Origin of the sequence: Massilia alkalitolerans DSM 17462, assembly GCF_000427785.1 — a bacterium.
GTDB lineage: Bacteria > Pseudomonadota > Gammaproteobacteria > Burkholderiales > Burkholderiaceae_D > Telluria > Telluria alkalitolerans.
In genome coordinates this window covers 112,805-127,204 of sequence record NZ_ATYR01000008.1, presented here as the reverse complement: position 1 = coordinate 127,204, position 14,400 = coordinate 112,805, and the positions used below count along the sequence as shown (strand labels likewise).

Here is a 14,400-nt window from a genome sequence, read left to right as displayed (position 1 = left end):
TACGTAGATGAGCGAACGACCGAACAAGCCTGAGCCCGTGGTGCTGCCGCCGATCCCGGCGAAGCGCTATTTCACGATTGGTGAAGTGAGTGATTTGTGCGGCGTCAAACCGCATGTGCTGCGCTACTGGGAGCAGGAATTTACCCAGCTAAAGCCGGTCAAACGCCGAGGTAACCGTCGTTATTACCAGCACCACGAAGTGCTGCTGATCCGCCGCATCCGCGAACTGCTCTACGAACAGGGCTTCACGATCAGCGGTGCGCGCAATCGCCTCGACGGCCGCGGCCATGTGGTGGACGCTGCCGACGAAGTCGAGTTGCCGCCGGCAGCACCGGGCGTCGATATCGAGATGGTCAGGGCCGAGCTGCTGGACATTCTCGCGCTCCTGAAGCACGGCAGTCGCGCCGGCATCGCCTGAGCGAATTCGGGCGCACTGCATCGACGCCGCGCTGTCTCCCTGACGGAGGCTTCCGATGCGCTGTGCTCATCAAATCTGTCAATTAACCCCTTGCGCGGACCTGTTGATGCGTGCCGCGCATAACTCAGCAAGTGTGTGCCTTGATGCCATGCGCCGTAGTGATAGAATGTCACGTGCGGTCATGCTTATATACGCATGCAAGCCGGGGCGTATGCACGGACCTGGCACTTTCCTGAAAAGGGAAAATTTAAGGGAAGACAATGATACGCGTTGCCATTTGTGACGATCACCAAATAGTTCGAGCAGGATTCAAGCAGATTTTCTCGTCGTCGGGCGAGTTCGAAGTCGTCGCCGAAGGCGCCACCGGCCGCGAGGCCCTCGATATCGCACGCCGCGAAATTTGCGACGTCCTGTTGCTCGACATCGCCATGCCGGACCAGAGCGGCATCGATATCCTGCGCACCATCCGCCAGGGCCAGCCCAACCTGCCGGTGCTGATTCTGTCCGGTTATCCGGCGCAGCAATACGCGCTCAATCTGTTCAAGATGGGCGCCAACGGCTACCTGAACAAGGAATGCGAAGCCGACGAGCTCAAGACAGCGGTGCGCACCGTATATCAGGGCCGCCGTTACGTGAGCTCGACCGTGGGCGAGCTGCTGGCCCAGAGTTTCGACCGTGACCCGAACACGGCGCTCCACACCGAGCTGTCGGACCGCGAGTTCCAGGTCTTCCTGCGCCTGGCCAAGGGGGCCACCGTGTCGGACATCGGCAATGCCCTGTCGCTGTCGATCAAGACCGTCTCCACTTACCGTACCCGCATCATGGAAAAGATGGGTCTGCAGTCGAACAGCGACCTGACCTATTACGCCATGAAGAACAACCTGCTCGACTAAGCTGTTCCCGACGCGCCGGCCCCGCCGGTGCGTTGCCCGCCGTCTCCCTCCGATGTGGTCTTTCCGGCCAACAACTGTTTCCAAACGTTACAAAAATTTCGCCGGTGTGCAACATTTGTATTGCATACCGCCGCGTCCTCGCGCACACTGCCAAGTGCGGCCACCCAGCATTTCTGTCTCCGTTAACAATGGCTGGCGCCCGCGTAACGGCTGGTTACCCCAAGGGCCTCACTGCACTGTTGAGCTAACGCGACTATAATCGGCCCGGACGGCATCAGTTGCGCGAAAGGAAGCCCATGTACTTTTCCACTGCCTTCGATGGCAAGCGGCTGCGTGGTCTGCCGCTCTCCAAGACCCTGCTGTGCGTGGCCTGTGTCGTCATCCTGGTCATCAACGCGGTCTTCCTGATCCGCAACCTGGATGATTTGCGCTCCGCGAACGCCCTGCAGGCCCAGACCGCGCGCGTCTCCGACGAACTCCAGTACCTGAACCTTCTCGTCACCGACGCCGAGAGCGGCTTGCGCGGCTATTTCCTGTCCGGCTCGGAAGTCAACCTCGGGCCGCTGCACGCGGCGCCCCAGCAGATCGACAGCCAGTTGCGCGCCCTGGGCGTGCTGCTGGCCGACAATCCCTCGCAAACCAAGAACCTGGCCCAGCTGCGCAGCCTGGTGCAGCGCAAGCTCGGCCTGATGCACGAGTCGCTCGAGGTCTACCGCCGGGGCGGGCTGGTCGACATCGTCGCGATCTCGGCGGCCGCCGACGAGCGCGGCCAGATGGACGAGATCCGCCTGCAGGTCGTGATCATGACGCGCGAGCAGAACGAACTGCTGGCCAGCCGCACCGCCGCATTCTACGAGCAGTCGCGCCGCACGGTGCTGCTCGGGGTCGGCATCAATGCCGCCGCCATCCTCGTAATCCTGTTGTTCCACAGCCTGGTGCAGCGCAGCTTCGGCTTGCGCCTGGAAGCCGAGCGCGCGCTGCAGCTGACCAACGACAGCCTGGAGGCGGTGGTTGCCGAGCGCACCGAGCAGTTGTCGGTGCTGTCGCGCCACCTGATCCGGGTGCAGGAAGAAGAAAAGTCGCGCCTGGCGCGCGAGCTGCACGACGAGATGGGCGCCAACCTGACCGCGATCGGGATGGACATGACCTCGGTCAGCGAACAGCTCAAGGGCACGCACCCGGAACTGGTGTCGATGCTGGGCCGGGCCCGCAAGACCCTGATCGACACCGTGCAGCTCAAGCGCCGCATCATCGAGAACCTGCGTCCCAGCCTGCTCGACAACATGGGCCTGTCGGCCGCGCTGCAGAGTTATTGCGCCGATTATGCGCGGGTGACCGCGCTCGACTGCGACGCCCTGATCGATGCCGAGGCGGACCGTGCCGGTCCGATGCAGGCGATCGCGCTGTTCCGCATCACCCAGGAAGCCCTGAACAACATCGCCAAGTACGCCAAGGCGCGCACCGTGATCGTCAACCTGACGCGCGAGCCGAGCGGCTGGGAGCTGGAGATCACGGACGACGGCATCGGCATCCCGGCGGACGCGATGGCCAAGTCCAAGTCGCACGGCCTGCTGGGCATGCGCGAGCGTGCGCTGCTGCTGGGCGGCAGCCTGCAGGTGGCGCGCGGCGTAAATAATATCGGTACCTGCGTGCGCGCCTGGATTCCGGCGGCGGCGCCGGGCGGGGACGGCAGCGCCAATGCCGCTCCGGTGTTCGCCAGCGCGGAAACGAGAACGCCGTCCCTGTCGATCGGGACGGCGCTCGAAGCCGAAAGCGGCAAGGCGCCCGATGGGGCGCCGGTCAATTCTTAACGGGCCACGTCGCTCAGCAGGCGGTCGTACTCCGACTTGGCGACCTTGTAGCATTCGCCTGCATACTCTTCCAGGCCGGCGCGGTCGAGGACGGTAATGTTGCCGCGGCGGTACTGGATCAGGCCTTCGTCCTGCAGCTTGCCGGCGGCGGCGGTGATGCTTTCGCGGCGCACGCCCAGCATGATCGAGATCAGTTCCTGGGTCACTTTCAGCTCGTTGCTGGCCGAACGGTCCAGGCGGTCGAGCAGCCAGCGGCACAGTTTCTGTTCGATCGAGCTGTGGCGGCCGCCGACGGCGTTCTGGGCCATCTGGGCGAACAGCGCGTTGGTGTAGCGCATCAGGAGCTGGGGCAGGGCGCCGCCTTTGGCGAAGGCGTCACGCAGGAACTGGGTCTTGAGGCGGTAGCCGTAGCCGGCGCTCTGGACCACGGCGCTGCAGGTGGCGCGTTCGCCCATGAACAGCGACACGCCGACCGCGCCTTCGTGACCGACCACCGCGATCTCGGTGGTGGCGCCGTCTTCCATCACGTACAGCAGCGACACGATTGCGGTCGTCGGAAAATACACGTATTCCAATTTGCTGCCATACTCGAACAACTCCTTGCCGAATGGCAGAGGAACGAGTTCCAGGTGCTCGAACAGGGTTTCCAGGTCTTGGCGGGGCAAGGCGCCGAGCAGTTCGTTCTGCTGGGTGCCACTGTAGCTGACAACGGGGCGGGACGCGGCTTTCACAGTCTCACTCGTGGCTGGGATCTTGTGTTGCGCTTTTTGCGTACCACCAAGCTGAGCGTTGTTCATTTTCTGTCCTCTTATCTCTAACGTGTGTCGGTTTGCGATTGCTTGAGGTCTTGTTTTCGTTTCCTCATCGCGATGTGTGAACAATAAAGCTATAGTCTGTTGGCGAACATAAGACTGGCAGTCGCACCTGTGTAGGCTTGCCGCATCCGGTTCTGTAAGTCCAGTCCTACTGGAGAGATGTCGCTCTGTCATCTCTTTTTCTTTTGCTGAGGAAACGCTTTTGCGCCCGTTTCGCGCATAATGTGGCTTTCCTTTTGCCCCACCCGACAATGCCCTTGCCACTGCTGCTGGTCGAAGACGATGCCGTGCTGGCTGACGGGCTGCTGCGTGCCCTGCAGGCCCAGGACATGCAGGTCGAATTGCTGCATGACGGGCTGGCTGCCGATGCCCGGCTGCAGAGCCCGCAGTCGGCGGCGCAGTTGGCCGTCGTCGTGCTGGACATTGGCCTGCCGGGGATCGACGGCTTCGAGGTGCTGCGCCGCCTGCGCGCGCGCGGCGCTGGCACCCCGGTGCTGCTCCTGACCGCCCGCGACGCCGTCGAAGACCGGGTGCGCGGGCTGGAGGCGGGCGCCGACGACTACCTGGTCAAGCCTTTCGCCACTCCCGAACTGGTGGCGCGCATCCGCGCGCTGGCGCGGCGCTTCGCCCCACCCCCGAGCCAGCTCGGGCTCGCGCGGCTCAGCCTCGACGGCGGCACCCGCCGCGCGCGCGTCGGCGAACGCCCCCTCGAGCTGTCGGTGCGCGAATGGGGCGTGCTCGAATATCTCCTGCAGAACGCCGGCCGGGTGGTGTCGAAGCAGCAGATCATCGATGCCATCGCGCCCTGGGGCGAGGACCTGACCCTGAACGCGGTCGAGGTCTACGTCTCGCGCCTGCGCCTGAAACTCGACGGCGCCGGCGTGGCCATCCGCACCATCCGCGGCTTCGGCTACCTGCTCGAAGCCGGGAACTAGCGCCTTCGCGAGCGGCCCATGAGCAGCATCCGCCTGCGCCTGCTGAAGTGGCTGGTCGCGCCGATTCTCGTGTTCAACCTGCTGGCCGCGAGCCTGACTTACCTGCTGGCCTGGACCCCGGCCCAGCGCGCCTTCGACCAGGGCCTGCTGGACGCCGCCACCGGACTGGCCACGCGCCTGCGTCCCGGCGGCGCGTCGGTCGACCTGCCTGCGAACCTGCCTGACGCGGCGCGCGTGCTGGGCGCCGGCTCGCCCGACGCCAGCTGGTTCGTGGTGCGCGATGCGTCAGGCCGGGTACTGGCCGGCGACCCCGCTTTTCCGCGCCGCACCGGCAGCGCGCCGGTGCGCGACGACCGCATGCATGGGCAGCCGGTGCGGGTGGCCAGCCTTCTGGTGCCAGCAAGCGCTGGCCCGGTCGAGGTGGGGGTGGCGCGCACGCTGAGCCAGCGCCAGCAGGTCCGTTCGGCCATCGTGCGCGCGCTGGTGCTGCTCGAAGTCGTGTTCAGCCTGGCCCTGGTCGGCCTGGTGTGGTTCTCGGTCGGTAACGGCCTGGCGCCGCTGGCGCGCCTGCGCGCCCGCCTCGATGCGCGCGGCAGCCACGACCTGGCGCCGCTCGAGGACGGCGGCATGCCGCGCGAACTGCTGCCGGTGGTGAACGCCTTCAACGCGCTGCTGGAACGCATCGCCGCCGGCGCCAGGGCCCAGGACGACTTCCGCGCGAACGTCGCGCACCAGCTGCGCACCCCGCTGGCCGGGCTGCGCCTGCAGCTGGAGTGGCTGGCCGGCCGCCATCGCGACGATCCCGAGACCGTGCGCACGGTCGAACTGCTGTTGCAGGCCAACGAACGCATGATCCGCCAGGCCAACCAGCTGCTCTCGCTCGAACGCGCCGGGCCGGAGCGCTTCGCGCAGGCGCGCTTCGCCCCGCTCGACCTCTCGGGCATCGTCGGGGAGTCGGTCCAGTCGTTTGTCGAGCGCGCGCTGCGCAAGGACATCGACCTGGGCTTCGAGCTGGAGCCGGCGTGGCTGGAAGGGGAGCGCCACATGCTGCGCGACCTGGTCGACAACCTGGTCGACAATGCGCTGCGCTACACGCCTGCGCAGGGCAGGGTCACGGTGTACTGCCGCCCGACGCCGGATGGGGTCCTGTTCGCGGTCGAGGATTCCGGCCCGGGGATCGCGCCGGAGAAACGGGCCCAGGTATTCCAGCGCTTCGTGCGTCTGGACCAGCACAGCCAGGGCTCGGGCCTGGGCCTGGCGATCGTGCGCGAGATCGCCGCCGCGCACGGCGCCCAGGTGACGCTCGGCGACGGCCCGGATAATGGCGCGGGCGGACGCGGTCTGCTGGTGGCGCTACGGTTTCCTCCTTCCAGGCCTTGAGGCCGCGTCCGGCCGGCCACCGGACTGAAAGACTGCCGATCCTCCGTGCGTTTGTCAGGGTTTTGTCAGGTTTTCCTCAGGGAAATGCAAGCTTTCCGGGTTATGATTCCACATGGAAACATTCCGGCTGCCGCCGGAGCCATCGGAGACCACCCCATGAACACGCGCCAGGCCGGATTCACCCTCATCGAAATCATGATTGCGATCGTCATCATCGGCATCCTGACGGCGGTGGCCCTGCCGTCCTATAACGGCTATCTGATGCGGGCACGCCTGACCGAAGCCTACACCGGACTCGCCGGGGCACAGCCGGCACTGGAACAGCATTGGGCGAACACGCGCAGCTACGCGGATTTCGATGATGCCGCGCTCAAGCTGATGCCGAAGAACTCCGAGCATTTCACCTTCACCCTCAGCGGCGCCACCCCGAGCGCCTACCTCTTGAGCGCCACCGGCAAGGGAGGCGCCAGCGGCTTCGTCTTCACGATCGACCAGAACGGCAACCGCGCCACGACCGCGGTGCCGGCCGGCTGGAGCACCAGCACGGTCTGCTGGGTCGATCGCAAGGAGGGCAAGTGCGCACAATGAGCACCGCCGGCGCAGCCCGCCGCGCCGGCTTCACGCTGGTGGAAACGCTGATCGCGCTCGCCGTGTTCACGGTGCTGCTGGCGATCGGCGTGCCGCGCATGAGCGACTGGGCCGCCGCCAGCAAGGCCGCCGCCGCCGCCCAGTTCTACGCCGAGGGGCTGGGCCTGGCGCGCGCCAAGGCGCTGGCGCACAACAGCGCCAGCAGGCTGGTCCTGAGCCCGAATGCCGACAGCGGCCAGTACGACTGGCGCGTCGACCTGTGCTTCCCGACACCGGAGGCGCCTTGCAACGAGGCGGCAGGCGCCTGGTCGACCGTGGCCGATCCGGTCAAGCCCGACGGCGCAGCCGGCGCCGGCTTCAATTCGGTGCAGCGCAGCGCGGACGCGCTTCCGGCGGCCGAGCGCCTGAGCGTCACCCCCGGCCCGGACGGGGCCACCGCCGTGTACTTCACCCCGCTGGGCTGGATCGACACCCGGATCGAGCCGCGCATGATGCGCATCGACCTCGCTCCGGCCGCCTCCGCGCCACCCTTTCCCGCCGCCAGCCTGGTCATGACGCTGGGCGGCATCGCCATCCGATGCGCCCCGGACGCGGCCGCCAACGATTCGCGCAGGTGTCCCGAATGAGCGGCCCTTCCCGGAAACCGGCGCGGCCCGGGTCCCAGCGCGGTGTCGCGCTGCTCGAGGCCCTGCTGGCCGCGGTGCTGCTGGCGATCGGCCTGCTCGGCACGATCGGCCTGCAGGCGCGCTCCTATGCCGCCCTCTCCGACGCCGGCATGCGCGCCGAGGCAACCATCGCCGCCGACAAGCTGATCGGCATCATGAATACCGACCTCGACCACCTGGCGGAATACGGGATCGCCGCGGGCGCGCAGCCGTCCGCGCGCCTGGCGCAATGGCATGCGGAGACGGTGCGCCTGATCCCGGGGGCGAGCGTGGTCATCGCGGTCACGCCGCGCGCCGGCGGCGCGCCGGCCTCGGTCGACATCACGATCAATTGGCGCCGCAAGACCGGCACGCCGCTCAACGCCCACCGTATCACCTCGTATTTCGCGGGGGCGACATGAGACAGGCACGCATTGTGCGCGCGGCCGGCTTTTCTCTGGTCGAGTTGATGGTCAGCGTCGTCATCGGCCTGTTGGCGGTATTGTTCGCGACCCGCCTGATGACCGATGCGGAACGCAACAAGGCCGCTGCGCTGGGCGGCTCCGACTCGATGCAGAACGGGATGCTGGCCATGTTCTCGATCAGCGGAGACGCCGAGCAGGCCGGCTTCGGCCTGAACGACCCGCTGATCGTCGGCTGCGATACCGCGCTGGTGGACAGCGAAGGCTACCAGATGGCGCCCGCCGCGCGCGCCGGCGCCGTCGTGCGCCCGCTCGCGGCCGCGGTCATCGAGCCGGGCGGGGCAGGGCCAGACCGAGTGAGCCTGTACTCGGGGAGTTCCTTCAGCGGGACCGGCACCCTGCGCCTGCAGAATGACTACATCGGCGGCAACCGCCTCGACGTCGACCGCAAGCCCTACGGCTTTGCGCGCGGCGACGCGATCCTGGTCGCGCCCGAGCAGTTGGGCGGACAATGTTCGCTGGCCCAGGTGGCATCCGACCCCGCCACGCTGGCGCCGCCACCGGCCCAGCAGTTCGTGCTGGTCGGCGGCGCCGGTTTCCGCTTCAATAGCGGCGCGCTGGGCGCCCAGTATACGGGCGGCGCCGCGCGCGTGTTCAACCTCGGACCGGCCGCCAGCCTGGCGTTTCGCACCTGGTCGGTCGAGGGCGGCTTCCTGCGCCTTCGCGCCACCGACCTGGCCGGCGCCGGCGCCGCCTCGCAAGCGGTCGCGGACAACATCGTCTCGCTCAAGGCGCAATACGGTTTCGACACGCGCGCCGGCGGCCTGTTCGCGCCGGAAGACGGGCTGCGCCTGGGAGCCTGGTCGAGCGCGATGATCGACGCCGACGGCGACGGCGTGGTGGGCGGCGCTGGCGACTACCAGCGCATCGCGGCGCTGCGCATCGCCGTGGTGGCGCGCGCCAGGAACCCGGAGCGCCCCGATGCCGCCACCGGACAGTGCGTCGCCACCACCGTGCTTCCTACCGTGTTCGCGACGCAGGGCGCCGAGAACGGCGCTGCGGTGCCGGTCCAGGTCGACGTCGGCGTGGCCGGCGACCCAGTCGACTGGCGCTGCTACCGCTACCGCGTTTTCGAGACCATCGTCCCGTTGCGCAATGCGGGCTGGAGGCCGACCGCATGAGTCCCCGGTTTACATCCCCGCACCCGCAGCAGGGCATCGCGCTGCCGGTCATGCTGATCATGCTGCTGGTGATGCTGGTCTCGAGCATCTACCTGCTCCGTTCCAGCAATTCGACCACGCTGACCGCCACCAACCTGGCGCAAGATTCGGCGCTGGCGCGCGCCGCCGACCTGGGCCTGCACACGGGCTTTCGCTGGCTGAGCGAGACCGCCCAGACGGGCAAGGCCCAGCTGAACCGGCACGTGCCCGAGCAGGGTTACCGCGCCAACCTCGACACCACCCTGACGGTGCGCTCGAGCGAGTTCTGGGACGGCTCGCGCGAGTTGGTCGACGCCGCCGGCAACCGGATCCGCTACGTGATCCACCGCATGTGCAGCTTTGATGGCGCGTACAGCGAGGGGAACAATGCCTGCATGCAGACCGCCGCCAACACCTCCCAGCTGGGCAATACGGTGCGCCTCGGCGACAGCCTGGCCTCGGATTCTCCCGTGTATGCGGGCGTGCCGCAGCTGCATTACGTCATCACCGCGCGCATCGACGGCCCGCGCGGCGGCAACGTGGTCACCCAGATGGTGGTCCTGATCGGCGCCTGAGCCATGAGGCCGGGCCCCGCACACTGAACAAGGCAATGCGTATGAACCTCCCGACTTTCCGTCCTGTCCTCGGCGTCCTTGCGCTGTTTGCCATGGCGCTGCAGCTAGCGCCGGCCCGCGCCGAGCCGACCGCCATCGCCCAGCTGCCCTTGCTGAACATCACCGGCAGCGGCACGGTCAAGCCGAACCTGATGCTGCTGTACGATAACTCGGGTTCGATGAGCAGCAATTTCACGCCCGATTATGTCGACGACAGCAGCACCTGCCGCTCGCGTGCGACGCTGTCCGGCGGCACGCGCGGCTGCCGCATCGGCGATCCGCCGTTTGCCAGCCCGGACTTCAACCGCCAGTACTACGACCCGCGGGTGAGCTACAGCCCGCCGGTCAAGGCCGACGGCAGCAGCTATGCCAGCATGACGGCCGCGGCCACCAGCAACTGGACCCGGGTCACGACCGACGGCTTCAACGTCAATAACGTCGACATGTCGGGCAACGGCGTCGACAATACCAACCTGGTGACGGGCTTCCCCGACCTGCGCTGGTGCGACGGCAGCGGCAACTGCAGCTATAACCGCAACGGCTACAGCTTCCCGAGCGACGAGCGCTACAGCGCGCAGGGCTTCACGGCCAATCCCTACTACTACCTGATCAACGTCGCCGAGTACTGCACCGACGCCAGCCTGACCAACTGCCGCAGCACGGCGGTGAACGCGGCCGCCCCCGTCGGTTATCCGGCGCCGGCCCGGGTGCGCTGGTGCGACACGCGCGCGCTGACCAACTGCCAGGCCAAATACGTCGGCAATTTCAAGTATCCGCGTTTTTCCGACCCGGGCCGGCCCGCGGAGTGGTACGGCACCATCACCATCGGCGCTTCGAGCAGCAGCAATGCGATGACGCTCAACAGCGTCACGGCGACCAGCAGTGCCGGCAGCTTCGTGATCACGAACACGGCGGTCACCGCCAGCAGCGGCACCAATACCGCAGCCAGGCAGCAGGCTGCCGCGAACGCGCTGGCCGCGTCGATCATCGCCAAGACCGGCCTGGCCCAGCCGTTCACCGCCTGCGTCAGGACCCCGACCGGCGGCGGCGTGCCGGCCTGCTCGACCTTCGGCATCAATCTCGACACCACCAATGTGGTGGCGGTGGTGCCGATCACCTGTCCGGTGGGTTCCACCAGCAAGTCGGTCGGGCCGTGCACGCTGGCCTCGGACGGGAGCCGCGGCGGCACCGAGCTGTCGATCTCGACCGGCAGCTCGACGACCGCGCTGCTGTATGTCTCGGGCAGCACCAACTCCAGCAAGAACCAGGTGCTGTCCCAGGTCAGCCTTGGCGGCGTCGGCCTGTTCAGCAGCAACCTGAGTTTCAACAGGAACATCGGCGCCGCCGCAGTGGCGGCCGCGATTCGCGACAAGATCGGCACCAGGGGCACGGTGCGCGCCTATGTGGGTGGGGCCAGCGGCAGCGGAGCGATCTGCGCGGCCGCGCCGAATACCGCGGTCTGCCTGGTCAACACGGCGCCCGACTCCGAGGGACGCAACATCACGCTCGGCTCGCTCAGCAACAACGGCACCACCCGCGATCCCTACCTGCGGTTCTCCACCACCGCCTCCGTCAGCGACGGCATCCCGGCCAGCGCGACCGAGCTGGGCGCGTCGGTGTTCGTGCGTACCGATATCGTGTCGACCCGCGACAGCTATCCGAAAGCCCCGGGACGCAGCGATTGCGCCGGCGCGGCCTGCACCTACGCGGAGGAGATGACCAACTTCGCCAACTGGTACGCCTACTACAAGACCCGTAACCAGATGATGAAGACCGCGGTGGGCCAGGCGTTCCAGCCGATCACCGACAACTACAACGTCGGCCTGGTGTCGCTGTCCACCGCGGCTGCCGAAGGCGGCATGACCCGCCCCCGGCCGTTCTCGGGGAGCAACCGCAGCGCCTGGTATACCTCGCTGTACGGGATGACGCCGAGCGGCTCCACCCCGGTGCGCCAGGCCTTGCATGCGATCGGCAAGATGTATGCGAACCAGTCGCCCTACAACTACGCGCGGGGATCGGAAGTGGTGCAGTTTCCCTGCCAGCAGAACTTCACGTTCGTGACGACCGACGGTTACTGGAACGGCAACCCCGCCGCCGACGTGGTGAACAACGACAACCGCGAGAGCGCTGCGCGTTTCTGCCTGCGCTCGAAAGGCTGCGTCGACCCGAGCGCGCAGAGCGCGAACTCGCTCGCCGACATCGCGCTGTACTGGTACAACGGCGGTTCGAACACCGCGGTGAGCTCGCTGCGTTCGACCCTCGAAGACTGGAGCAAGCCGGGCCTGGTGCCGGCCGCGCCGGGCGAGAACACCCGCCTGCACATGAAGACCTATACGCTCGGCCTGGGCGTGGACGGCATCATGACCTACGAGCCGAACTACGACACGGCGGCCGCGGTAGGCGGCGACTTCTACAAGCTGATCACCGGCGTGACCAGCGGCTGCCCCTGGAACGGCGGCGGCGCCTATGTCTGGCCGGACCCGAAGACCTCGGACAACAGCGGCTCGGCGGCTTACCAGTCGCGCGTCGACGACCTGTGGCACGCGGCCATCAATGGCCATGGCAAGTACTTCTCGGCGTCAGACCCGCGCCAGGTGGTCGACGGCCTGCGCGAGGCGCTTGCCAACATCGAGGTCAAGGTCGGCGCGGCCGCAGCGTCGGCGACTTCGACGCCGAACATCTCGCAGTTCGACAACGACATCTTCTCGGCCACCTTCACCACGGTGAAATGGTATGGCCAGCTCACCAAGCGCAAGATCGACACGGTCACCGGCGTGGTCGGCAACAGCGACGTGTGGAATTCGTCCATGCTCCTGGGGCGCAAGGTGTCCGCGTCCAGCGACACCCGGCGCATCCTGATGCTCGACACCGAGGGCGGCGGCCTCAAGAACTTCGAGTATGCCGAGATGAATGACCTGGAACGCGGCTGGTTCGATAATAAGTGCGGCGCGCTGGCGCAGTGCGCCAACCTGTCGAGCGACAACCGCGCCATCGTCAACGGCGGCGCCAACATCGTGAACTGGCTGCGCGGCCAGCAGCGCCATGCGGACGACACCGTGCTGCGCGCCTATTCGCATACCGAGGCCGCGGCCGACGGCGCCACCATCGTGCCGATCGTGCTGGGCGATATCGCCTCGGCCAAGCCGGCCTTCAGCCGCGACCCGCGCAAGAGCTACCAGCGAGCCGGCTACAACGACTTCAAGGTCGAGCATTCCACGCGCCCCGGCACCGTGTTCGCCGCCGCCAACGACGGCATGCTGCACGCTTTCGACGCCGCCAGCGGCGAAGAACTGTGGGCCTACGTGCCGCGCATCACGATGAAGAAGCTGCACGTACAAGCCAGCATCAATTACGGCACCAACCACCAGTACACCGTGGACGGCTCGCCGGAAGTGGGCGACGTGCAGATCGGCGGCGAATGGCGCACGGTGCTGGTCGCCGGCCTGAACGCGGGCGGGCGCGGCTACTATGCCCTCGACGTGACCGATCCCGCGGAGCCGCGCGCGCTGTGGGAACTGTGCGCCGACGCCAGCATCTGCAGCGGCATCAACCACGACGCGGAAATCGGCCTGTCCTTCGGCAATCCGCAATTCGGCACTTGGAAGAACGCCAGCGGCGCCGAACGCTGGGTGGTATTCCTGACCTCGGGCTACAACAATATCCCGGGCGTGGACGGCGTCGCCGGCGGCAGCGGAAAGGGTTTCCTGTTCGTGGTCGATGTCGCCACCGGCCAGGTACTGGACCGGATCTCGACCGGTTCCGGCAGCACCGCCACGCCGTCCGGCCTGGCCAAGATCACCGCGATCACGGCCAATCCGAGCACCGACCCCCTGGTGACCTACGTGTACGGCGGCGACAACCTTGGCCAGATGTGGCGCTTCGACTTCACCAGCCCCGGCACCGTGCGCACGCTGAAGATGGGCGACGCCGGCCCCGGCCAGCCAATCACGACCCGCCCGGACGTGGCGCTGTGCCGGGTCGACGTGGCGAACGACAGCGGGGCCGTGGTGCCGCAGTCCCAGCGCATGGTGGCGTTCGGCACCGGCCGCCTGCTCGACATCACCGACGTGGCCAGCACCACTGTGCAGTCGGCCTACGTGCTGAAGGACAGCGGCGCGCCGATCGAGGCCGCGCAGTGGCGCAGCGACCTGATGGCGAAGCAGTCGCTGACCAAGATCGCGGGCGCAGGCGGCGACGCCTATACGATCGCAGGCCCGGAGGTGAACTTGAATACGCAGGCTGGCTGGTATGTGGACTTCGACCGCAATACCGGCGAGCGTGTCAACCTCGACCCGAAGATCGTGCTGGGCACCCTGACCGCCGTGACCAACCTGCCGAGTTCCTCGTCGGCCTGTTCGGTGGGCGGCACCAGCAATATCTATGAGCTCGACCTGTGCACCGGCAAGCCGGTACGCAGCATCGACGACCCCAACGGGGAGGACCCGAACGGGGAAGACACGTCCGACCCGTCCAATCCGAACCGCCAGGGAATCGCGATCGCCGGCTCGACGCTGTCGAACAACTCGGCGGTGGTGGGCTTCATCAACATCGGCCTGCCGAACGGCGAGACCAAGACCATCGCGACCACTGCCGACGGCAAGACCGTCACCAAGGACCACAATCCGGCCGTGACCATGCCGACCCGGCGTACGGGCTGGCGCCGGGTGCGGGAGTAGGAAGC

The 14,400-nt window shown here is 67.2% G+C and carries 12 protein-coding genes; 11 read left to right on the top strand and 1 reads right to left on the bottom strand.

Features of this window, described 5'->3' with window-relative positions; all coding sequences use genetic code 11:
* Nucleotides 1-7 precede the first annotated feature (7 nt).
* The 3 genes from YWC_RS0110670 (at nt 8) to YWC_RS29040 (ending at nt 3,122) form a co-directional block, all read left to right on the top strand.
* The gene (locus YWC_RS0110670; RefSeq protein WP_027865356.1) at nt 8-418 is read left to right on the top strand and encodes a MerR family transcriptional regulator; all 411 of its coding nucleotides are present in this window, start codon (nt 8-10) and stop codon (nt 416-418) included.
* 260 nt (nt 419-678) lie between these two features.
* A complete protein-coding gene (locus YWC_RS0110665; protein WP_027865355.1) occupies nt 679-1,311 on the top strand; it encodes a response regulator in 633 nt (210 codons plus the stop codon).
* A gap of 296 nt (nt 1,312-1,607) precedes the next feature.
* Nucleotides 1,608-3,122, top strand: a complete 1,515-nt coding sequence (locus YWC_RS29040) for a CHASE3 domain-containing protein (RefSeq protein ID WP_084416383.1) — start codon at nt 1,608-1,610, stop codon at nt 3,120-3,122.
* Here the strand turns inward: YWC_RS29040 and YWC_RS0110655 are convergent.
* Complete coding sequence (locus tag YWC_RS0110655) at nt 3,119-3,919, bottom strand: Crp/Fnr family transcriptional regulator (RefSeq protein WP_027865354.1); 801 nt, start codon at nt 3,917-3,919, stop codon at nt 3,119-3,121. The two genes, YWC_RS29040 and YWC_RS0110655, sit on opposite strands and share 4 nt — an antisense overlap.
* A gap of 269 nt (nt 3,920-4,188) precedes the next feature.
* Between YWC_RS0110655 and YWC_RS0110650 the strand changes: the two genes are divergently transcribed.
* From YWC_RS0110650 to YWC_RS0110615, 8 genes are all read left to right on the top strand, one after another.
* The gene (locus tag YWC_RS0110650; RefSeq protein ID WP_027865353.1) at nt 4,189-4,872 is read left to right on the top strand and encodes a response regulator transcription factor; all 684 of its coding nucleotides are present in this window, start codon (nt 4,189-4,191) and stop codon (nt 4,870-4,872) included.
* Between the two features lie 18 nt (nt 4,873-4,890).
* The gene (locus tag YWC_RS0110645) at nt 4,891-6,252 is read left to right on the top strand and encodes a sensor histidine kinase (RefSeq protein ID WP_027865352.1); all 1,362 of its coding nucleotides are present in this window, start codon (nt 4,891-4,893) and stop codon (nt 6,250-6,252) included.
* A gap of 156 nt (nt 6,253-6,408) precedes the next feature.
* On the top strand, nt 6,409-6,840 hold the full coding sequence (locus YWC_RS0110640; protein WP_027865351.1) for a type IV pilin protein: 432 nt from the start codon (nt 6,409-6,411) through the stop codon (nt 6,838-6,840).
* Nucleotides 6,837-7,466, top strand: a complete 630-nt coding sequence (locus tag YWC_RS0110635) for a pilus assembly FimT family protein (RefSeq protein ID WP_027865350.1) — start codon at nt 6,837-6,839, stop codon at nt 7,464-7,466. Before YWC_RS0110640 ends, YWC_RS0110635 begins: the two co-directional genes overlap by 4 nt.
* Nucleotides 7,463-7,906, top strand: a complete 444-nt coding sequence (locus YWC_RS0110630) for a hypothetical protein (RefSeq protein WP_036214034.1) — start codon at nt 7,463-7,465, stop codon at nt 7,904-7,906. The genes YWC_RS0110635 and YWC_RS0110630 overlap by 4 nt, the downstream gene beginning before the upstream one ends.
* Nucleotides 7,903-9,087, top strand: a complete 1,185-nt coding sequence (locus tag YWC_RS0110625) for a PilW family protein (RefSeq protein ID WP_027865348.1) — start codon at nt 7,903-7,905, stop codon at nt 9,085-9,087. Before YWC_RS0110630 ends, YWC_RS0110625 begins: the two co-directional genes overlap by 4 nt.
* Entirely contained in the window at nt 9,084-9,680 is a 597-nt protein-coding gene (locus YWC_RS0110620) for a pilus assembly PilX family protein (RefSeq protein ID WP_027865347.1), read from the top strand. Before YWC_RS0110625 ends, YWC_RS0110620 begins: the two co-directional genes overlap by 4 nt.
* Nucleotides 9,681-9,721: 41 nt before the next feature.
* On the top strand, nt 9,722-14,395 hold the full coding sequence (locus tag YWC_RS0110615; RefSeq protein ID WP_027865346.1) for a pilus assembly protein: 4,674 nt from the start codon (nt 9,722-9,724) through the stop codon (nt 14,393-14,395).
* Nucleotides 14,396-14,400: the final 5 nt, after the last annotated feature.